The organism is Streptomyces sp. CHD11 (assembly GCF_018638295.1).
Classification (GTDB): Bacteria; Actinomycetota; Actinomycetes; order Streptomycetales; family Streptomycetaceae; genus Streptomyces.
This window is the reverse complement of sequence record NZ_JABTTS010000026.1, coordinates 125514-144625: the sequence shown is the minus strand read 5'-3', so window position 1 is coordinate 144625 and position 19112 is coordinate 125514. Positions and strand designations below refer to the sequence as shown.

At 73.5% G+C, this 19112-nt stretch carries 16 protein-coding genes and 1 riboswitch; of the genes, 10 read left to right on the top strand and 6 right to left on the bottom strand.

Features of this window, described 5'->3' with window-relative positions:
- The first annotated feature begins 83 nt into the window (after positions 1-83).
- The 3 genes from HTV45_RS34465 to HTV45_RS23450 are packed head-to-tail and all read left to right on the top strand — an operon-like array spanning position 84 to position 2868.
- Positions 84-1598, top strand: coding sequence for an acyl-CoA dehydrogenase family protein (locus HTV45_RS34465; protein ID WP_251692610.1), 1515 nt, complete (start codon positions 84-86; stop codon positions 1596-1598).
- Positions 1595-1993 carry a RidA family protein gene (locus HTV45_RS23455; protein ID WP_215207828.1) on the top strand — a complete coding sequence of 133 codons (399 nt, stop codon included), beginning with the start codon at positions 1595-1597 and terminating at the stop codon, positions 1991-1993. Before HTV45_RS34465 ends, HTV45_RS23455 begins: the two co-directional genes overlap by 4 nt.
- 50 nt (positions 1994-2043) lie before the next feature.
- On the top strand, positions 2044-2868 hold the full coding sequence (locus HTV45_RS23450) for an alpha/beta fold hydrolase (RefSeq protein WP_215207827.1): 825 nt from the start codon (positions 2044-2046) through the stop codon (positions 2866-2868).
- A 17-nt stretch (positions 2869-2885) separates the two neighbouring features.
- Here the strand turns inward: HTV45_RS23450 and HTV45_RS23445 are convergent, their stop codons facing one another.
- Complete coding sequence (locus tag HTV45_RS23445; protein ID WP_215207826.1) at positions 2886-3080, bottom strand: DUF5999 family protein; 195 nt, start codon at positions 3078-3080, stop codon at positions 2886-2888.
- Positions 3081-3314: 234 nt separating this feature from the next.
- Between HTV45_RS23445 and HTV45_RS23440 the strand changes: the two genes are divergently transcribed.
- Together HTV45_RS23440 and HTV45_RS23435 are read left to right on the top strand one after the other, a co-directional pair.
- Complete coding sequence (locus HTV45_RS23440) at positions 3315-3758, top strand: DUF6299 family protein (RefSeq protein WP_215207825.1); 444 nt, start codon at positions 3315-3317, stop codon at positions 3756-3758.
- Between the two features lie 107 nt (positions 3759-3865).
- Complete coding sequence (locus HTV45_RS23435; RefSeq protein ID WP_215207824.1) at positions 3866-4627, top strand: hypothetical protein; 762 nt, start codon at positions 3866-3868, stop codon at positions 4625-4627.
- A 279-nt stretch (positions 4628-4906) separates the two neighbouring features.
- On the opposite strand, the gene HTV45_RS23430 is transcribed toward HTV45_RS23435, so the two are convergent.
- Entirely contained in the window at positions 4907-5965 is a 1059-nt protein-coding gene (locus tag HTV45_RS23430; RefSeq protein WP_215207823.1) for a CdaR family transcriptional regulator, read from the bottom strand.
- A gap of 550 nt (positions 5966-6515) precedes the next feature.
- Between HTV45_RS23430 and HTV45_RS23425 the strand changes: the two genes are divergently transcribed.
- The 3 genes from HTV45_RS23425 (at position 6516) to HTV45_RS23415 (ending at position 14683) form a co-directional block, all read left to right on the top strand.
- On the top strand, positions 6516-8561 hold the full coding sequence (locus tag HTV45_RS23425) for a flotillin family protein (RefSeq protein WP_215207822.1): 2046 nt from the start codon (positions 6516-6518) through the stop codon (positions 8559-8561).
- A gap of 70 nt (positions 8562-8631) precedes the next feature.
- Positions 8632-13659, top strand: coding sequence for a DNA repair ATPase (locus tag HTV45_RS23420; protein WP_215207821.1), 5028 nt, complete (start codon positions 8632-8634; stop codon positions 13657-13659).
- A gap of 229 nt (positions 13660-13888) precedes the next feature.
- The gene (locus HTV45_RS23415) at positions 13889-14683 is read left to right on the top strand and encodes an SGNH/GDSL hydrolase family protein (RefSeq protein WP_308309738.1); all 795 of its coding nucleotides are present in this window, start codon (positions 13889-13891) and stop codon (positions 14681-14683) included.
- 20 nt (positions 14684-14703) lie between these two features.
- Here the strand turns inward: HTV45_RS23415 and HTV45_RS23410 are convergent, their stop codons facing one another.
- Genes HTV45_RS23410 through HTV45_RS23395 form a run of 4 tightly spaced genes read right to left on the bottom strand, consistent with a single transcriptional unit; the run spans position 14704 to position 17419 of the window.
- Complete coding sequence (locus HTV45_RS23410) at positions 14704-15546, bottom strand: ATP-binding cassette domain-containing protein (RefSeq protein WP_215207925.1); 843 nt, start codon at positions 15544-15546, stop codon at positions 14704-14706.
- A complete protein-coding gene (cbiQ, locus tag HTV45_RS23405) occupies positions 15543-16292 on the bottom strand; it encodes a cobalt ECF transporter T component CbiQ (RefSeq protein WP_215207820.1) in 750 nt (249 codons plus the stop codon). Before cbiQ ends, HTV45_RS23410 begins: the two co-directional genes overlap by 4 nt.
- Before the next feature lie 6 nt (positions 16293-16298).
- Positions 16299-16721 carry an energy-coupling factor ABC transporter substrate-binding protein gene (locus HTV45_RS23400; protein WP_251692609.1) on the bottom strand — a complete coding sequence of 141 codons (423 nt, stop codon included), beginning with the start codon at positions 16719-16721 and terminating at the stop codon, positions 16299-16301.
- Positions 16718-17419: an energy-coupling factor ABC transporter permease gene (locus HTV45_RS23395; RefSeq protein ID WP_215207819.1), complete on the bottom strand. Its 702-nt coding sequence runs from the start codon at positions 17417-17419 to the stop codon at positions 16718-16720. The genes HTV45_RS23400 and HTV45_RS23395 overlap by 4 nt, the downstream gene beginning before the upstream one ends.
- 29 nt (positions 17420-17448) lie before the next feature.
- A riboswitch (cobalamin riboswitch) is annotated at positions 17449-17632 on the bottom strand.
- 176 nt (positions 17633-17808) lie between these two features.
- Between HTV45_RS23395 and HTV45_RS23390 the strand changes: the two genes are divergently transcribed.
- Both HTV45_RS23390 and HTV45_RS23385 read left to right on the top strand, forming a co-directional pair.
- On the top strand, positions 17809-18147 hold the full coding sequence (locus tag HTV45_RS23390; protein ID WP_215207818.1) for a PadR family transcriptional regulator: 339 nt from the start codon (positions 17809-17811) through the stop codon (positions 18145-18147).
- Positions 18144-19082 (top strand): hypothetical protein, encoded by a 939-nt coding sequence (locus HTV45_RS23385; RefSeq protein ID WP_215207817.1) that lies wholly within the window; start codon positions 18144-18146, stop codon positions 19080-19082. The genes HTV45_RS23390 and HTV45_RS23385 overlap by 4 nt, the downstream gene beginning before the upstream one ends.
- The last annotated feature ends 30 nt before the right edge of the window (positions 19083-19112 follow it).

Sequence of the window (19112 nt, the reverse complement as noted above, 5' to 3'; positions counted from 1 at the left end):
TCAGGAGCGTATCGCGTTGGTGACGGCAGTCAACGGTCCGCGATAGCCTCGGGAGCGGACCGGCGGCGAGGAAGGGACCGCAGATGACCGCATTCTCGCTCGAACCGGAACAACTCGCGTGGTGTGCGGAGCTGCGTACCATGGCCGCGCGGCGGCTGCGGCCGCTCGCCGAGAAGGGTGAACCCGGCCGGATCAACCGTGCCCTGGTCGCCGAACTCGGCGCCCTGGGCCTGCTGCCCCGGCTGTTCACCTCCGGTGCGCTCGACCTGTGCCTGATGCGCGAGTCCCTCGCCCACGCCTGCACGGAGGCGGAGACCGCCCTCGCCCTGCAGGGCCTGGGAGCCCACCCGGTGCACGCCCACGGCACCCCCGCCCAGCGTGCCCGCTGGCTCCCCCGGGTGAGCGACGGCAGCGCGGTCGCGGCGTTCGCGCTGAGCGAGCCGGGGGCCGGCTCGGACGCGGCGGCGCTCTCGCTGCGCGCGGAGCGGGCCGACGAGGGCTCCCGGCCGGGCCGGACCGGAGGCGCACCGGTACGGCAGGCCTCCCCACCGGACGGGCACGGTGCCGCGCACGCCCCCCGGGCGCGCACCGGCCCGGCGACGGGCGCGGGTCCGGCGGCGCGCACCGGCCCGGAGGCGGGTGTCGGTCCGGGGGCGGATGCGGGCGCGGGTGCGGGCGCGGGTGCGGGTCCGGGGACGGGTGCGGGTGCGGGTCCGGGGACGGGTGCGGGTCCGGAGGTGAGCACCGGCCCGGCGACAGGCGCGGGCGCGGACGCGCGCACCGGCCCGCCCGCTGGAGACGGTCCGGGGGCGGACGCCGGCCCCATGGCGGGCGCCGCCGCGTCCGGCGCTCCGGCAGACCTGACGGCCGCGCCGGACGGCGCCTCCCGCTGGCGGCTCACCGGGGAGAAGTGCTGGATCTCCAACGCCCCCGACGCCGACTTCTGCACCGTGTTCGCCCGCACCACCCCCGACGCGGGCGCCCGGGGCGTCACCGCCTTCCTGGTCCCCGCCGACCGCCCAGGCCTCACCGGCAGCCGCCTCGACATGCTCTCCCCGCACCCCATCGGCACCCTCGTCCTCGACGCCGTCCCGGTCACCGCCGACGACGTACTCGGCGTGCCGGACGGCGGCTTCAGGGTCGCCATGGACACCCTCAATCTGTTCCGGCCCAGCGTCGGCGCCTTCGCGGTCGGCATGGCCCAGGCCGCGCTGGACGCCACCCTCGGACACACCGCCCGGCGGGACGCGTTCGGCGGCAAACTGAAGGACCTGCAGTCCGTCGCCCACGAGGTCGCCGAGATGGCCCTGCGCACCGAGTCGGCCCGGCTGATGGTGTACGCGGCGGCCGCGGCGTACGACGCGGGCGCCGCCGATGTCCCCCGGCGCGCCGCGATGGCGAAATTGCTGGCCACCGAGACCGCGCAGTACGTCGTCGACCGGGCCGTCCAACTGCACGGAGCGCGCGCCCTGCAACGCGGACACCTGCTCGAACACCTCTACCGGGAGGTCCGCGCGCCCCGTATCTACGAAGGGGCGAGCGAGGTTCAACGGGGCATCATCGCCAAGGAGTTGTACAAGAACCTGGAGGTCAGATGACCGCCGAGCGCGTCAACCCGCCCGCACTCTCCCGGCCGGCCGGCTTCTCGCACGCCGTCGTCGCCACCGGCTCCCGGCTGGTGTTCCTGGCCGGCCAGACCGCCCTCGACGCCGACGGCAAGGTGGCCGGCGACACCCTGCCCGAACAGTTCACCCGCGCCCTCACCAACCTGCTCACCGCCCTGCGCGCCGCCGGCGGTACCCCGGCCGACCTGGCCCGCGTCACCGTCTACGCCACCGACGTCGCCGACTACCGCGCCCACGCCCGCCGGCTCGGCCGGATCTGGCAGGAGCTGGCCGGCCGGGACTACCCGGCGATGGCGGTCGTCGAAGTCGTCCGGCTGTGGGACGAGGAGGCACTGGTGGAACTCGACGGCTTCGCCCTGCTGCCCTGAGGCTCCCGGCGCCCCCGGCGCCCCCGGCCCTCAGGCCCTAGTCTGGCGACATGCCGGAGATCGAGCTCAGCGCGGGCACCGTCGCCTACGAGGACACCGGAGGCGACGGACCGGTCGTCGTCCTGCTGCACGGACTGGTGCACGACTCCTCGGTCTGGCGGAACGTCGTCGCCGGACTGCGCACGGACCACCGGCTGATCGCGCCGACCCTGCCGTACGGCTCGCACCGCACACCGATGACCCGGCCGCCCACCCCCGACCTGGTCAACGAACTGGTCGCGGAGTTCCTCGACCGCCTCGACCTGCGGGACGTCACCCTCGTCGAGAGCGACTGCGGACGCGCCCAGACGGTCGCGGCCCGGCACCCCGAGCGGCTGGCGCGGCTGGTGCTGATCTCCTGCGAGGCCTTCGACAACTACCCGCCGGGGCTGCCCGGCAGGATGCTCACCCTGGCCTGCCGGGTGCCCGGCGGCATCCCGCTCATGGTCCGGGTGCTCGGCCTGAAACCGCTGCGCAGACTGCCGGTCGGGCTCGGGGCGCTCACCAAGCGCCCCGTGCCGGACGAGATCGTCGACCGCTGGCTGCGTCCCCTGCGCACCGACCCGGCGATCCGGCGGGACTTCCGGCACTACGGGACCCATGTCCGGCGTGACGAACTGCTCGAGGCCGCCCAGGGACTGCGGTACTTCGACCGGCCCGCACTGGTCGTCTGGGCCACCGAGGACCGGATGATGCCCCGCGAACACGGCCGCCGCCTGGCCGAACTGCTGCCGCGCGGCCGGCTGGTGGAGATCAGGAACACGCGGACGCTGATCGCCGAGGACCGGCCGGAGCGGCTCGCCTCCCTTCTGCGGTGGTTCGTCGCGGAAGGGTGAACCCGGTGACGCCCGGGTCAGGCGGCGGCCACGAGGCGGTCGGCGGGCATCCGGTGCGGGGCGACGACGCGGCCGTCGGGAAGGAGTTCGCCGGTGTCGTCGAAGACGATCACACCGTCACACCGCAGGCTCCAGCCCTGCTCGGGGTGTGCGGCCACCACATGCGGCGCGACGGGCTCGGTCCGGGGGCAGGAAGACTGGTGGGCACACATGGCGCACCTCCACATAGGTGGAACGGTCCGAAGGGGTCGTACAGGGAGACCATGCTCCGCCCGGGAACGCGGCGGAACGGGTCGCCGCGAAGCGTGACAGCTCCCGGACAATCCCGGGACCGTTCCCCGACGGCCGGCACCGCCCGGCCACCGAAGGGTGACGCCGAGTGGCCGCGCCGCGGCGCACCGGGTACTGGTGGAAGGCCTCGTTCCGCTCATTCACGGAGGTCCTCCATGCCCGTACGCCCTTACCTCGGCGCGATGGCCGGCTCAGCGCTCCTGCTGCTCGGCACCGCAGCGGGGGCACCCGCTGCGACCGCGTCGACCGATCCCGCGGAAACCGTGACGGTGGACGCGGAGGGACGGATCGCCGAGGACGGCTCCCTCACCCTCTCCGGCACCTACCGCTGCCTGGCCGGCACCGGTGACATCTTCATCAGCTCCTCGGTGAGCCAGTCCACTCCCGCCATCCGCTACGGCATCGGGGGCACCCGCGCGGTGTGCGACGGGGAGGAACACCGCTGGGAGAACACCGGCCGTGTACCCGGCGACGTGCTGACGGCAGGACCCGCGCACGTCGAGGCCACGATCCTCGAACTGCGCCCCAGCGGCGGCATCCTCCTGGAGCCCGTCGTCCACGCCGTCGGGAACCAGGACGTCACCCTCGTCCGGGCCTGACCGGCGCCCGGCCGCACCCATGCTGCCGGGGACCGGAAGAACACCGGCCCGCCCGTTGCCGGGCCCGGACATGGACCGGCGCACGGCGGAGTCGTCACGCTGACCCCATGGTCGCTCTCCGTCACACCGTGCTCCTCGCCCCCGTCCCGCTTCCCTGGCTCGGGGACTCCCTCGCCGTCCTGCTGGATCTGGCGGAGGACACCCGCACGGAGGCGGGGCGGGTGCTGCTGCCGGACGGACGGGAGGTACCGGACGTACGGCACGCGGGGGGACGTCATCTCCGGCCCGGAGCGGTGTACGAGAGCACCGCGGAGGGGGAGGCGGGGCGGATCACCGTAGAGCAGTGGAACCGGCGGCGCGCGCTGGAGCTGGCGCTCGCCGGGTCCGAGCCGGACGGCGCCTTCACGGTCCGGGGCACCCTGCACCGACCGGACCGGCCGCGCCTCCTCGAGATCGACGGACGGGCCCGGGTGGAGAACCTGTGGTCCCCGCTGTCCCGGGTGAGCGGCGGAGCACGGCTGCGGTCCGACGACTGGTGGGCGGCGGCCGGCACCGGCCGGACCGCGCGTACGGCCCCGCTGCGGGCGCGTCTGGAGTGCGGCGTCGCCCGGGCGGACCTGCGGGCGGTCCCGGAGCCCGGCGGCCCCGACGGTCACTGGCAGGTCATGGTCACCGTACGGCTCCGGGGCCGGTACCTGCTCCGCCCGGTGGCGGCCGTCGTCCTCCGCCTCGGCAGACGCCGCCTGCGACGGTCCCTGGCCACGGCCCTGGACGAGTTCGCCGCCCGGTGGAACGACGTGGTACCCGGACTGGTGGCGATGGGGCCGGACGCCGTGCGCCAGGAGATCCTGGCGGCGGACCTGACCTGACGCGTCCGCCGGGCCGGTGCCGTCGGCGACGGCCCCGGCGAAGGCTCCGGACGCGGGGGAGCGGTGGCGCGCGACCCTGACAGGCGCGGGACGCAGGCCCGGCGTCGGACGGTGCGGCCACGGCGGGACGCGCGACGCGTCCCGCCGTCGGCGCCGGTGTCCGGCGGGTGTCGTCCGGCGTGGTCGCGGCCCGGGGCAGCGGACGTGCCGGTACGCGGGACGGGACGGGCCCGGCCGTGGGGCCGTGCGCCGGGCGGGCACCGTGCGTCCGGCGGCGGCTCACGGTGTGTCGGCCGGCCAGTCCAGCAGGCGCGCCCCGATCACCGCGGTCTGCAGCATGTAACGGTGCGCCGGATCGGAGGGGTTGGCTCCGGTGAGCCGGTGGATGCGCTCCAGCCGGTAGGTCAGCGCGCGGACGCTCAGCGAGAGCCGCCGGGCGGCCTCGGCGGCGACACAGCCGGAGTCGAAGTAGGCGGTGAGGGTGTCGAGCAGGGGCTCCGCACCGCCCCTGGCGGCGGTCAGCGGCCCGAGGGTGCTGTGGACCAGGTCGGCCATGGCCTGGCGGTCGCGGGCCAGCACCGGGTAGACGAGCAGATCGGAGGCGCGCAGCACCGGATGGTCCAGCCCCAGCCGCTCGGCGATCTCCAGGGAGCTCAGGGCCTCCTCGTACGACTGGACGACCCCGCCCGGCCCGGACTGCGGGCGGCCGATGGCGACCTGGCCGCCGTCCGTGGCGGCGTGTGCCTGCTTGGCGAAGTGGGTGAGCACCTCTTCCTGGTGTCCGGGCGCGATGCACAGCAGCCGCCCGTCCTTGGTGGTGAGCAGGACGCTGCGGTCACCGAAGCGGGATATCAGCGCGTGCTCCACCTGCCGCGGCACCGGGTCACCCTCCTCGTAGGCGACCGCGCCCCGGGCGACGGCCACCGCGTGTTCATGGGACAGCCGCAGTCCGAAGCGCTCGGCGCGCTCGGCGAGCCGGCCCAGATCGCTGCGCCCGTAGAGCAGGTCGTCGATGAACTCCCGCCGGGCGGCCTCCTCCTGACGTACGGCCAGCCGCTGCGCCCGCTCGTACCCTTCGGCGAACGCGTCCACCACCTGCTGTACGGCCGCCAGCGCGCCCTCCACCGAGTCCGCGCCGCGCGGCCACGCCACCCGGGCGGCGGACAGATGCTCGCTGACGAGGAACCGCAGACCCAGGCCCGCCTCCGCCGCACGCTCCCCCAGATGGCGCCGCGAGGCGATCTCGTCCCGGGTGAGGCGTCTGCCCGTCACCGCCACCTCGGACAGGATGGCGGTATAGCCGTCCAGATACTGCTCGGGAATCTCCCGTTGTGTCATGCGGTCACCTCAACTCTTGACGCTTTCCTGATGCGTTCATGTTGACGCACCGGCATGCAGACCCTAGTGAACCTTGCCGGAATCCGGCAATGCGTCCTCCGGACCGCGCGGGGCATCATGGTCCGCGGGGAGCACCGCGGAAGGTTCCGGTGCCGGGCACCGGCAGGTGCCCGGCACCGGAACCGGAGGGGATCCGTGCTGCCCCGACGACGTCGAGCGGTGAAGGGGAGGGACTCGGATGCGCACCAAGGTGAAGCCCGCCGCGGGTCCGTCCGCCCTCCGTCCCCGCTCCGTACGGCCGCCGCACCGTCTCTCACCCGACGAACCGGACGAACCCGGGCCGTCCCGGTCCCCGCACGCACGCGGTGCGGACCGGGACGGTGCGGAGCGCGCGGTGTGCCGGCCCGCGGACGGCATCCGTCCGCGCGGGCCGCGGAACCGCGACGCCCGCTGAGTCGTCTCCCTCGCCACCGGACATACCCCCGCCTCGCCGACGAGGCGCTGTTTTCCCTGACTTCTGCCACTTTCCCAGCCCAGAAGGACGTGTCCCATGGATGCCGCCACCGTGGGCATCGCCGTACTCGCCGGCGTCGCCCTGTTGTTCGTACTCATCGGTCTGCTGCTCGTCACCAAGCTGTTCCGCAAGGTGGAACAGGGCAAGGCGCTGATCGTCTCCAAGCTCCGCAAGGTCGATGTGACGTTCACCGGATCGGTCGTGCTGCCGGTGCTCCACAAGGCCGAGGTGATGGACATCTCGGTGAAGACCATCGAGATCACCCGGGCCGGCAAGGAAGGCCTGATCTGCCGGGACAACATCCGCGCGGACATCCGCATCACGTTCTTCGTCAAGGTCAACAAGACGACCGAGGACGTCATCAAGGTCGCCCAGGCGGTCGGCACCGCGCGGGCCAGCGACCGCAACACGCTCCAGGAACTGTTCCACGCCAAGTTCTCCGAGGCGCTGAAGACCGTCGGCAAGCAGATGGACTTCACCGACCTCTACACCAAGCGCGAGGAACTGCGGTACCGGATCATCGAGGTCATCGGCGTCGACCTCAGCGGCTACCACCTCGAGGACGCGGCGATCGACTACCTGGAGCAGACGCCGCTGACCCAGCTCGACCCCGGCAACGTCCTCGACGCGCAGGGCATCCGCAAGATCACCGAGCTGACGGCCGTGGAGCACGTCCGCACCAACGAGGCCCAGCGCAACGAGCAGAAGGAGATCACCCGGCAGGACGTCGACGCACGCGAGGCGATCCTGGAGCTGGAGCGCCGGCAGACCGACGCCGAGATCAAGCAGAAGCGGGAGATCGAGACCGTGCGGGCCCGCGAGGAGGCCGAGACCGCACGGGTCGTGGAGGAGGAGCGGCTGCGCGCGCAGAGCGCCTTCCTGCGCACCGAGGAACAGCTCGGTGTGCAGCGCGAGAACCAGGCCCGCGAGGTCGCCGTCGCCGCCAAGAACCGTGAGCGGGTCATCGCCGTCGAGAGCGAGCGGATCGAGAAGGACCGGCTGCTGGAGGTCATCGCCCGGGAGCGGGAGACCGAACTGACCCGGATCGCCGCCGAGAAGGAGGTCGAGGCGGAGAAGCGGGAGATCGCCGAGGTGATCCGTGAGCGGGTCGCGGTGGACCGTACGGTCGCCGAGCAGGAGGAGTCGATCCTGAAGCTGCGCACGGTCGAGGAGGCCGAGCGGCAGCGGCAGGCCGTGATCATCGCCGCGGAGGCCGAGGCGCAGGAGAAGCTGGTCAAGGACATCAAGGCGGCCGAAGCGGCCGAGCAGGCCGCCACCCACCGTGCCGCCGAGGAACTCACCCTCGCCGAGGCCCGGCTGAAGACCGCCGACCTGGAGGCGCGGGCCAAGCTGCGGACCGCCGAGGGGGTCCAGGCGGAGGCCGCGGCCGAGGGGCTGGCCGCCGTGCAGGTCCGCGACAAGGAGGCCGAGGTCATCGAGAAGGCGGGCCGCGCCGAGGCCGGGGCCTCCGAGGCCCGGATGCGCGCCGAGGCCGAGGGCGCGCGGGCCAAGGCCCTCGCCGACGCGGAGGCCATCAGCGGCCGGCTCCGCGCGGAGGCGGCCGGCCTCACCGAGAAGGCGGCGGCGATGGCCGCGCTCGACGAGGCGTCCCGGGGACACGAGGAGTACCGGCTGCGGCTGGAGGCCGAGAAGGACATCCGGCTCGCCGGACTGGAGGTACAGCGGCAGGTCGCCGAGGCGCAGGCCACGGTCCTCGCCACCGGACTGGAGAACGCGGACATCAACATCGTCGGCGGGGAGTCGATGTTCTTCGACCGGCTGATGTCCTCGATCACGCTCGGCAAGAGCGTGGACGGCTTCGTCCAGAACTCCGAGACCGCGCAGGCACTCGCCGGTCCCTGGCTGGACGGTTCCGCGAGCTTCACCGACGACCTGAGCCGCGTCCTGGGCTCCGTCTCGACCTCCGACGTACAGAACCTCACGGTCTCGGCCCTGCTGATGCGGCTGATGCAGCAGGGCGGCGAGAACACCGGCCGGTTCAGGGAACTGATCGCGAAGGCCGGTGAGCTGGGCCTCTCGGACACACCGCTGACCGAGCTGAACGGCCACGCCAGGGCCTGACCACCATCGGGCCGGGAGCCGCCGCACAGGGGACGGCGGCTCCCGGCCGCTCCATTCCCGAGAGGCAGTCATGACCAGCACCCACGAGTCCGCGATCCGTCAGGAGACACCCGACGCCGACGGCCGCGCGACCGGCCCCGCTCCGGCCCCGGCGACCGGCCCCGCTCCGGCCCCGGCGACGGGCCCCGCGCAGGACCCTGCCGCGGCCCCCGCGACGGTCGACGGCGGCGCCTACCAGGTACTGCGTGACCGCCTCACCGCCCGCGCAGCCGAACTCGTCCGCCGCGCCGAGGCGCTGAACCACCGGCGGGCGCGGGAGTTCGGCGCCCCCGAGCTGCGCCTCACCGGCACCGAACGGCTGCGCACCGACCGGGGCAGCGTGCCCCGCGACATCGTCGCCGTCGGTGACGTGCTCCTCTTCGGCTACGAGGCCCGGCCCCGGCCCGACCGGGACATCGCGGTCGGTGACGTCCTCGCCCCGCACGACCGCGAGCTGAACCGCCTGGCCGACGACGCCGTGCCCGGACTTCTCGACGACCCGCACTTCGTCCGCGAGTTCGCCGCCCTGCACCGCTACTACCGGCAGGCCCGCCTGCTGCGGCTGCGCCGTGTCGACGGCAAGCTGCTCGCCGTCTTCCAGACCGGCGAGAAGGCCGGCGACATCCGTGTACTGCGCTGGTCGGTGTCCGAGGACGGCCGCGCCGCGTTCCTCGACGCACGCGGCGACCGCGACCACGCGCGCGCCGAGCCCGACGGCATCGACTGGATCCCCACCACCCGCGAGGACCACGTCCTCGGCCGTCACCCCCATGTCTCCGTCCGGGGCGAGGTCTTCGTCGACACCCTCGGCGGCACCCTCACCGTCAAGACCGACAACGACACCGCCACCCCCGACGGCATCCACAGCGAGCCCGTCGACGAGCCCCTGCAGTCCCTCGCCGACGCCGAGATCGCCCACGCCCGCGTCGGCGCCCTGATCCTGCTGCGCGTCCTGCCGTACAAGGAGACCGCACACCGCCACCTGGTCTTCAACACCCTCACCCACACCGTCGTCCGCCTCGACGGGATCGGACAGGGCTGCCGGCGGCTGCCCGAGGACCAGGGCATCGTCTTCCCCGGCGGGTACTGCCTCGCCGTCGGAGCGCACAAGACGTACGAACTCGACACCGACGGCATGGAGTTCGAGCGCGAGGTGCGCTCGCCGCACGGTGAGGACGTGCTGTACGCCTTCCACGCCCCCGGTCGCGGACGCGGCCTGCTGCTGTCGTACAACCAGATCCGCGAGGCGGTCGCCACCCCGATGGCCTGCCACGGGTGGGCGCTGTTCGACGACGGCCTGCTCGTCCTGCTCCGTCCCGAGGGCGACGACGCCGCCCGCGTCCACCCGGTCCAGCTCTGGCACTCGCCCTACGTCTCCGACACCTACGCCGCCGCGCAGCCCGCGGGCGAGGGCGCGCTGGCCCGGGTCGGCAACGCCGATCTCGTACGCGGTATCTCCGACTGCCTGTCCCTGGCCCGCTCCGCCGCGGAGACCGCCCCGACGGCCGAGATCTACACCACCCTGGCGGCCGCCTGCGTCCGCGCCCTGGACACCCACCACTGGCTCGGTGACCCCGAACTGGGGGATCTGCGCGCTCCCCTGGCCGAGGTGCGGGACACCGCCGAGCAGGTGCTGGCCGAGTTCGAGGCCGTACGCGACCTCACCCGCCGGGCCGCCGGGGCGCTCGACGAGGCGGCGGACCGGATCGCCTCCGTGGTGCGCCGGCTGCGCGGCGAGCAGCCCCGCGAGGCCGCCGTCTGGGTCACCGGCCTCACCGAACTCCGCGCGGCCCAGGGCCATCTGCTGGCCCTCAAGGACATGCGGTACGCGGACCACGCCCGCATCGACGCACTCGCCGGCGAGGCCGGGACGGATCTCGCCGGCTTCGGCCGGCGCGCGATCGCCTTCCTGGCCCGCGAGGACGCCTTCGCCACCCACCACACCGACCTCGAACAGCTGCACGCCGACATCGAGTCGATCACCACCACCGCCGAGGCCGCCCCGGTCGCCGACCGCCTCGACGAACTCGCCGGCGGACTGCGCACGGTGACCGAGGTGGTCGCCGGACTCGACATCGCCGACGCCACCGTTCGCACGGCCGTCCTGGAGCGGGTCGCCGAGGCCCTGGGCGGCGTCAACCGCGCCCGCGCCACCCTCGAAACCCGCCGCCGCGGCCTGCTCGACCGGGAGGCACGCGCCGGGTTCGCCGCCGAGCTCGCCCTGCTCGGCCAGACCGTCACCGGGGCCCTCGCCGTCGCCGGCGACCCCGGGACCTGCGACGAGCAACTGACCCAGGTCCTGACCCAGTTGGAGGCACTGGAGTCCCGTTTCGCGGAGTTCGACGACGTCCTCGGCGAACTCGCCGCCCGGCGCACCGAGGTCTACGAGGCGTTCTCCGCCCGCAAGCAGAGCCTCACCGACGCGCGTGCCCGCCGTGCCGAACAGCTCGCCTCCGCCGCCGAGCGTGTCCTCACGACGATCACCCGGCGCTCCGCCACCCTCGCCGACAGCGACGCGGTGAGCACCTACTTCGCCTCCGACCCGCTCGTCGCCAAGATCCGCCGCACCTCCGGTGAACTGCGCGAACTCGGCGACCGGGTGCGGGCCGAGGAGCTCGACGGCCGGCTGCGCTCGGCCCACGAGGAGGCCGCCCGCGCCCTGCGCGACCGCACCGACCTCTTCGCGGACGGCGGACGGGTCATCCGCCTCGGCGACCACCGCTTCGCCGTCTCCACCGAGCCCTTCGACCTCACCGTCGTCCCGCACGGCGACTCCCTCGCCCTGGCCCTCACCGGCACCGACTTCCGTGCCCCCGTCACCGACCCCGCCCTCCTCGCCGACCGCCACCTGTGGAGCCGGCACCTGCCGTCCGAGTCACCCGAGGTCCAGCGCGCCGAACACCTCGCCGCCCGGCTGCTGCACGAACACGGCCCCGACGCCCTGAGCGGCGCCGACGACCTCGCCGCGCTGGTCCGGCGGGCCGCCGAGGAGGCGTACGACGAGGGCTACGAGCGGGGCGTCCACGACCACGACGCCACCGCGATCCTCACCGCCGTCCTGCCGCTGTACGCCGCCGCCGGGACACTGCGTCACTCCTCCGCCGCGCGGGCGCACGCCCTGCTGTACTGGGCGCACGGCACCACGGCCGAGGAGCGCGCCGGCCTCACCCGCCGCGCCCGCTCCCTGGCCCGGGTCCGTGACGCCTTCGGCCCGCCGCCCGCGCTCGGCGCGCTGCGGAGCGAACTCGCCCGCGCGGTGCGGGCGTGGGACCAGGACGCCACCGTCCGCCCGGAGGCCTGCGCGGCATACCTCTTCGACGAACTGACCACCGGCCCGGACGGCTTCGTCATCAGCGGCCGCACCCGCACGCTCCTCGACAAGTTCCGCCGCACGGTCGCCAACGGCGCCTACGACGAGGACCTGCCCGCCCTCGGCGACCTCACCGCCCGCCGCCAACTGGTCGAGGCCTGGCTGACCGCGTACACCACCGCCACCGGCGACGAAGTGGCCCCAGGCGACCTCGCGGAGGCCGTGGCCGCCGAGCTCTGCCCCGGTCTGCCCCGCCACGAGTCGGACGCGACCCTGACCGTCACGGTGGAGGGGCTGGTCGCCACCCACCCCCGGACCACCGACCGCCGGCTCACCCTGCGTCTCGACGAGTTCCTCGCCCGCACCGAGGAGTTCAGGGAGTGCGACGTGCCCGCCTTCCGCGCCTTCCAGCGCCGGCGCACCGCCCTGGTGACCGCCGAGCGCGCCCGGCTGCGCCTGGACGACCACCGGCCGCGCGTCATGTCGTCGTTCGTCCGCAACCGGCTGGTCGACGAGGTCTACCTCCCCCTGGTCGGCGACAGCCTCGCCAAGCAGCTCGGCACCACGGGCGAATCGGCCCGCACCGGCGCCGGCGGACTGCTGCTGCTTCTCTCCCCGCCCGGCTACGGCAAGACGACCCTCATGGAGTACGTCGCCCACCGCCTCGGCCTGGTCCTGGTCCGGATCAGCGGCCCGGCGCTCGGGCACGCGGTGACCTCGCTGGACCCGGCCGAGGCGCCGGACGCCACCGCCCGCCAGGAGGTCGAGAAGATCAACTTCGCGCTGGCCGCGGGCAGCAACACGCTTCTCTACCTCGACGACATCCAGCACACCTCGCCCGAACTGCTGCAGAAGTTCATCCCGCTGTGCGATGCCACGCGCCGGATGGAGGGAGTCCGGGAGGGCGAACCACGCACCTACGACCTGCGCGGCAAGCGGTTCGCGGTCTGCATGTCCGGCAATCCCTACACCGAGTCGGGCGAGGTCTTCCGGGTCCCGGACATGCTGGCCAACCGCGCCGACGTGTGGAACCTCGGCGATGTCCTCACCGGCAAGGAGGACGTCTTCGCGCTCAGCTTCGTGGAGAACGCGCTCACCGCCAACCCGGTGCTCGCCCCGCTCGCCGGACGCGACCGCGCCGACCTGGATCTGCTGATCCGGCTCGCCGGGAACGACCCCACCGCCCGCCCCGACCGCCTCACCCACCCCTACGCGCCCACCGAACTCGAACGCGTCCTCGCCGTACTGCGCCATCTGCTCACCGCCCGCCGCACGGTCCTCGCCGTCAACGCCGCCTACATCGCCTCCGCCGCCCAGTCCGACGGCGCCCGTACCGAACCGCCGTTCCGGCTCCAGGGCTCCTACCGCAACATGAACAAGATCGCCCAGCGGATCCAGCCCGTCATGAACGACACCGAGCTGGCCGCCGTCATCGACGACCACTACACGGCCGAGGCCCAGACCCTCACCTCCGGCGCCGAGGCGAACCTGCTCAAGCTCGCCGAGCTGCGCGGCACGCTCACCGCCGACCGGGCGGCGCGCTGGGCCGAACTCAAGGCCGCCCACGTCCGGGCGCTGACCCCGGGCGGCTCCGACGACGACGCCCTGGCCCGCGCGGTGGCGGCCCTCTCCCTCCTCGGCGACCGCATCGCCGCCGTCGAGTCGGCCATCACCCGGGCCGCCGGTCCCCGGCGCCTTCCGGCCGGCCCGTCGCGGCCCGCGGGCAGCGGGCCGGGGGACGACGGCTGAGCCGGGTCGTGGGGGGTGCCCACGCGCCGGCGAAGCGGGCCGGAAATTCGCTGATCAGACGGCAGGTCAGGGGTTTATCCACGCGCGGAGCCGATCCGGGCAGATCAGTATTCGGGTCATTCCGGATGACTTTCGCCGCGGGAGCTACTGGGCGGTATCGAAGCCTGCTACAACCGAGCTTGCTTCCTCAACTACCGCTGTGAGTTTCGCTTGTGAAGGGCGGAGACACGTGTCAGTGCGTTCCCTCGGAGCAACTCTCGCCACCCTGCTGATGGGTGCCGCGACCGTACTCGGCCTGGCGCGACCCGCCACGGCCGCAGGCCACGACTACGTGGCTCTCGGCGACTCCTACTCCTCCGGAGTGGGCGCCGGGAGCTACACGTCCGAAAGCGGTGACTGCAAGCGCAGCACCAAGGCATACCCCCAGCTGTGGAAGAACGCCAACGCCCCGTCGTCGTTCAGGTTCGTCGCCTGCTCGGGCGCCACGACGACGAGCGTGGCCGGCAGCCAGCTGGGCGCACTGTCCTCCTCGACCACGCTCGTCAGTGTCACGGCGGGCGGCAACGACATCGGCTTCGCGGACGTCATGCAGGCCTGCGTGCTGCAGAGCCAGGCCACCTGTGTCTCCCGGGTCGACACCGCGGTCTCGCAGATGCAGAACTCCCTGCCGGGCAGGCTCGACTCGCTGTACTCCGCCATCCGCTCCCGCTCCCCGCAGGCGCACGTGGTGGTCCTCGGATACCCGCGCTTCTACAAGCTGTCGGGCAGCTGCATCGCCGGCCTCACCGAGACCGAGCGCTCCGCGATCAACCGTGCGGGGGACGTGCTGAACGGAGTGATCGCTAAGCGGGCGGCCGACGCCGGGTTCACCTACTCCAGCGTGGTGGACGAGTTCACCGGACACGAACTCTGCTCGGGCGCCGCCTGGCTGCACAGCGTGACCATCCCGATCGGCAACTCCTACCACCCGAAGGCCGCGGGACAGTCGGGCGGATACCTGCCCGCCTTCCGGTCGGCCGTGTAGGAGCCTGTGGCGCCCGGCGGTCAGAGCTCCCAGGGAGCGGCCATGGCCGCCAGCTCCTCCGGAGTGCGGGGGCCCGCGTCCGATTCGGCCAACAGCCCCCGCACCCGCAGGAAATGACCGGCCGCCACCCCCCAGGGCAGCCGCAGACCGGCGGCCCGGAGGAGATCGGTACGGGCCAGCAGGCCGGAGACGGCACCGGTGCGCACTCCCGACGGCGTGAGCAGGGCGGCGTCGTCGGCCCAGCGCAGCGCGAGATCCACGTCATGGGTGGCCATCACCACCGTGGTGCCGCCCGCACGCAGCCCGTCGAGCGTGGTGAGCAGACGTTCCTGGCCGTCCGGGTCGAGGCCGGCCGTCGGCTCGTCCAGGATCAGCACACGGGGCCGCATGGCGACCGCGCCCGCGATCGCCGTCCGCTTGCGCTGCCCGTAGGACAGCAGGTGCGTGGGACGGTCGGCGAGCGCGGTGATGTCCAGCGCGGCGAGTGACTCCGCCACCCGGGCGCGTACCTCGGTGTCCGGCAGGCCGAGGTTGAGCGGCCCGAACGACACGTCCTGGCCGACGGACGCCGCGAACAACTGGTCGTCGGGATCCTGTACCACCAGCTGCACCGTGGTGCGCAGCGCCGTCAGCCCCTTCCGGTCGTAGCGCACCACCCGCCCCCCGACGGTCAACTCGCCGCCGTTCGCCCGCAGTCCTCCGCTCAGCAGCCGCATCAGCGTCGTCTTCCCACTGCCGTTGCGCCCCAGCAGGGCCAGCGCACGCCCCTCGCGCACCTCGAAGTCGAGCCCGCTGAACACCGGCGGGCCGTCCTCGTACCCGAAGGACGCCTCCCGCAGCGCCACCAGCGCGGACCCGCTCACCACGACGGCCTTTCCAGTACGAAGGTCAGGGCGGCCAGCGCCCCCAGCAGCGCCACGCTCAGCACCGTGAACCGGACGGAGACACGGGCCTCGGGCACCAGCACGCGCAGAGTGCCGTCGTAGCCGCGTCCGGCGAGCCCCGTCTGCAGCCGCGCCGCCCGGTCGAAGGCCCGGACGAACGCGGTGGCCCCGAGCCCGCCGAGCGAACGCCACGCCGCCGCTCGCGTGGTGTGCCCCAGCCTGGCCGCCTGCGCGTCCCGGATCCGGCGCACCGAGTCCAGCAGCAGGAAGCTCATCCGGTAGGTCACCAGAGCGACGTCCACGAGCGGCGCGGGCACTCCGGCGCGCACCAGACGCGGCAGCAGATCCGACAGGGGCGTGGTGAACGCGAACAGCAGCACGCCGAGGGAGGCGGCCGACGTACGGAGCAGCAACTCCGCGGCGCGCAGCTGCCCGTCCGGCGCCGGGGACACGAAGCCCCCAAGCCCGCCGACCTGGACGAGCAGGGGGAGCGCACCGGTCACACAGAAGCCGAGCGGCACCCGGTACGCCCGCCACAGCCGCCGTACGGGCACACCCGCCGGCCCGAGCAGCACCAGGGCCGCGGTCACCAGCACCAGGGCCGCGCCCGGCCAGGCCGGCAGCGACATCGCGAGGACGGTGAGCCCCAGCCCCAGCACGGCCTTCTCCACGGGATGGCGGCGGCGCCACCGACTGCTGTGCGCCGCCGCGTCGATCGCCAGCACGAAGGCTCAGTCCCGCGGCCCGGGGACGGCCGTGCCGCCGCCGGCGGAGTCCGGCGTGGCCCCCGGCAGGGCCCCGCCACCGCCCGCGCCGGCCGTCGCGGCCGTCGCGTCCGGCATCCGCGCAGGCGCCTCCGCCCCGGCCTGCCGCCGCCCGCGCCGCAGTCCGAAGTAGTACGCGAGGACGCCCGCGCCGATCGCCGCCTGAAGGGCGAACAGCGCCGACTCGACCTCGCCGGACGGCGGTTCGTACAGCGGGGAGAACCAGGGTTCGTAGTCAGGGGCGATCTCGGTGATCGCCGTCTCCGCCTCGGCGTCCGCGCCGGCGAAAGGCTCCTCCTTGTGGTCGCCGAGTCCGAACACCAGCGGAATCACGGCGAGCGCCGCCACGAGAAGCAGCAGCAGACCGTTGACCTTCGCGTGACGGCTCATCGGGCCACCGCCCCGGCCGGCCCGCGCCCGGCCACCGAGGCCGCGAGCACCCCCAGGCGGGTCAGCTCCCCCTTGCTCGACCGCACCAGCATGCGCATCACCAGCACGGTCAGCAGCCCCTCGCTCACGGCGAGCGGGATCTGCGTCACGGCGAAGATGGACCCGAACTTGCCCAGCGCGCCCAGGAATCCGCTGCCGGAGTCGGGGAAGGCGAGCGCCAGCTGCACGCTGGTCACGCAGTAGGTCGACAGGTCGGCGGTGAACGCGCCGCAGAACACGGCGCCCATCAGCGGCACGCCCGAGCGGCGCAGGAGCCGGTAGACGCCGTACCCGGCCCACGGGCCGACGACCGCCATCGAGAAGACGTTGGCGCCGAGCGTGGTCAGCCCGCCGTGGGCGAGGAGCAGCGCCTGGAACAGCAGGGTGATGGTGCCCAGCACCGCCATCACCGGCGGCCGGAACAGGATCGCACCGAGCCCTGTGCCGGTGGGATGGGAACAACTCCCGGTCACGGACGGCAGTTTCAGAGCGGACAGGACGAAGACGAAGGCTCCCGACGCGCCGAGCAGCAGGGTGCTCTCGGGATGTTCCCTCACTTCACGGACGAGCGACCGGGCTCCGTGGACGACGAACGGCGCCGACGCGACGCCCCAGGCGACCGCGTGCGCCGGAGGCAGAAAACCCTCGGCAATGTGCATGGCTCAGCAGACCCTCTCCAGCACCTCGTGGATGGTTGACGCGCCTTGGCCGGTCTCCTGGCTGACGGGTACCACCGCCCGTGCTCCGCCTTCCCGGGTCCCGGAGGACCCAGTGGCTGCCCGCGAGGGCCGGAGCCGGACTTCCCGATCACAGTGGCGAGGGCCGCACCGGTATCGCACCGATTTCCCGTCACCAAGGCGTGGCGACAGTAGTGCCCCGACCGCCCCGGTGACAAGCGGACACCGGGGGTGCGCGGACGGTGAGACGGCCGCCGGGTCCCTGCTCTCCCTCGTGCGGCGTGGCGTCGCCCAGTGCTTCCGGGAATCCGGGGAGCGCCCGCATGCCTGGGTGGTGACATTAGTGTGCGCCGCACAGTATTGTGTGCGTCGTGTCCGTAGAAGAACTGACCCTGAGCCAGGCGCAGGAGCTGCGCCGCGGGACGGTGGTGCTCGCGTGTCTGGCGCTGCTCCGGAAACCGCAGTACGGCTATGCGCTTCTGGAGACGCTCGACGACGCGGGGGTCACCGTCGACGGAAACACGCTGTACCCGCTGCTGCGGCGCCTGGAGAAACAGGGGCTGCTGACCAGCGAGTGGAACACCGACGAGTCCCGGCCGCGCAAGTTCTATTCGGTCAGTCCCGATGGATCCCGGGTCCGGGAGGGCCTGGTGCGTGAATGGCAGGATCTCGTCGCTTCGATCTCACGACTCACCAAGGAGAACGAATGAGTACGGGGGTGCTCACCGAGCGCTACGTCCACGAGGTCGTCCGGCGGCTTCCGGCGGACCAGCGTGACGACATGGCCCGGGAACTCCGGGCCACCATCGCCGACACCATCGACGGCCGCGGCGCCGACGACCACCGGGCGGCCGAGCGGGAGGTGCTCGGCGAGCTGGGGGACCCGGTGCGGTACGCGGCCCGGTGCACCGAACGGCCGCTGGTCCTGATCGGGCCCGACCTGTATCCCGCCTATGTGCGTGTGATGGTCGCGCTGCTGGCCGGCGTGCTGCCGGCCCTCTCCCTCGGACTCGCACTGCTGGAGATGGCCGACGGAGGCGGCCCCGGTGCGGCCCTGCGCGTCGGCGCCGGCACGCTGATAGGCGTCGGCGCCCAGGTGGTCGCCGCGGTCACGGTGGTGTTCGGCGTGACGGAGCGGATCCGGCAGCGCCGCGGCACCACGGGCGACCGCTGGACACCGGACGAACTGCCCGACGTCCCGCGGCCCGACCGGGGCGGCCTCGCGGCGCTGACCGCCGTGACGTGGAACGTGCTGCTGTTCGCGCTGATCGTCTGGCAGCACACCGCCGAGCCGTACCGGGCGGACGGCGGCGAACATCTGGAGGTGCTGAACCCGGACCTGTGGGAGGGCTGGCTGTGGCCGGTTCTGGCGGGTCTCGCCGGCCTCGCGGTGGTCGGGGTCGCCCGGGTGGCCGGCCAGGGCTGGACCGTGCGGCTGGCCGGCTGGTACGCGCTCGCCCATGCGGTGTTCACGCTGCCGCTGGCCTGGGTGCTGTACCGGCAGGAGCTGTTCAACCCCGACTTCCTCGCCGACGCCACGACCCTGTGGGAGTCCCGGGAATCGGCCTACGGCGGGGCGGCGGTCATCGTGCTCGCGATCGGCGTCACCTCGGTGGCCAAGGCCTTCCGCACGGCGCTGCGCTGACGGCGGGCGACGGCGGAAAGGGGGGCTGCC

What these genes read in the sequence shown, in the direction of transcription:
- HTV45_RS34465 (WP_251692610.1), top strand. Translation starts at nt 84, where the DNA reads ATGACCGCATTCTCGCTCGAACCGGAACAACTCGCGTGGTGTGCGGAG.
- HTV45_RS23430 (WP_215207823.1), bottom strand. Translation starts at nt 5,965, where the DNA reads ATGACACAACGGGAGATTCCCGAGCAGTATCTGGACGGCTATACCGCC.
- HTV45_RS23385 (WP_215207817.1), top strand. Translation starts at nt 18,144, where the DNA reads ATGAGTACGGGGGTGCTCACCGAGCGCTACGTCCACGAGGTCGTCCGG.
- HTV45_RS23440 (WP_215207825.1), top strand. Translation starts at nt 3,315, where the DNA reads ATGCCCGTACGCCCTTACCTCGGCGCGATGGCCGGCTCAGCGCTCCTG.
- HTV45_RS23400 (WP_251692609.1), bottom strand. Translation starts at nt 16,721, where the DNA reads ATGAGCCGTCACGCGAAGGTCAACGGTCTGCTGCTGCTTCTCGTGGCG.
- HTV45_RS23450 (WP_215207827.1), top strand. Translation starts at nt 2,044, where the DNA reads ATGCCGGAGATCGAGCTCAGCGCGGGCACCGTCGCCTACGAGGACACC.
- HTV45_RS23395 (WP_215207819.1), bottom strand. Translation starts at nt 17,419, where the DNA reads ATGCACATTGCCGAGGGTTTTCTGCCTCCGGCGCACGCGGTCGCCTGG.
- HTV45_RS23420 (WP_215207821.1), top strand. Translation starts at nt 8,632, where the DNA reads ATGACCAGCACCCACGAGTCCGCGATCCGTCAGGAGACACCCGACGCC.
- HTV45_RS23435 (WP_215207824.1), top strand. Translation starts at nt 3,866, where the DNA reads ATGGTCGCTCTCCGTCACACCGTGCTCCTCGCCCCCGTCCCGCTTCCC.
- HTV45_RS23425 (WP_215207822.1), top strand. Translation starts at nt 6,516, where the DNA reads ATGGATGCCGCCACCGTGGGCATCGCCGTACTCGCCGGCGTCGCCCTG.
- HTV45_RS23445 (WP_215207826.1), bottom strand. Translation starts at nt 3,080, where the DNA reads ATGTGTGCCCACCAGTCTTCCTGCCCCCGGACCGAGCCCGTCGCGCCG.
- HTV45_RS23455 (WP_215207828.1), top strand. Translation starts at nt 1,595, where the DNA reads ATGACCGCCGAGCGCGTCAACCCGCCCGCACTCTCCCGGCCGGCCGGC.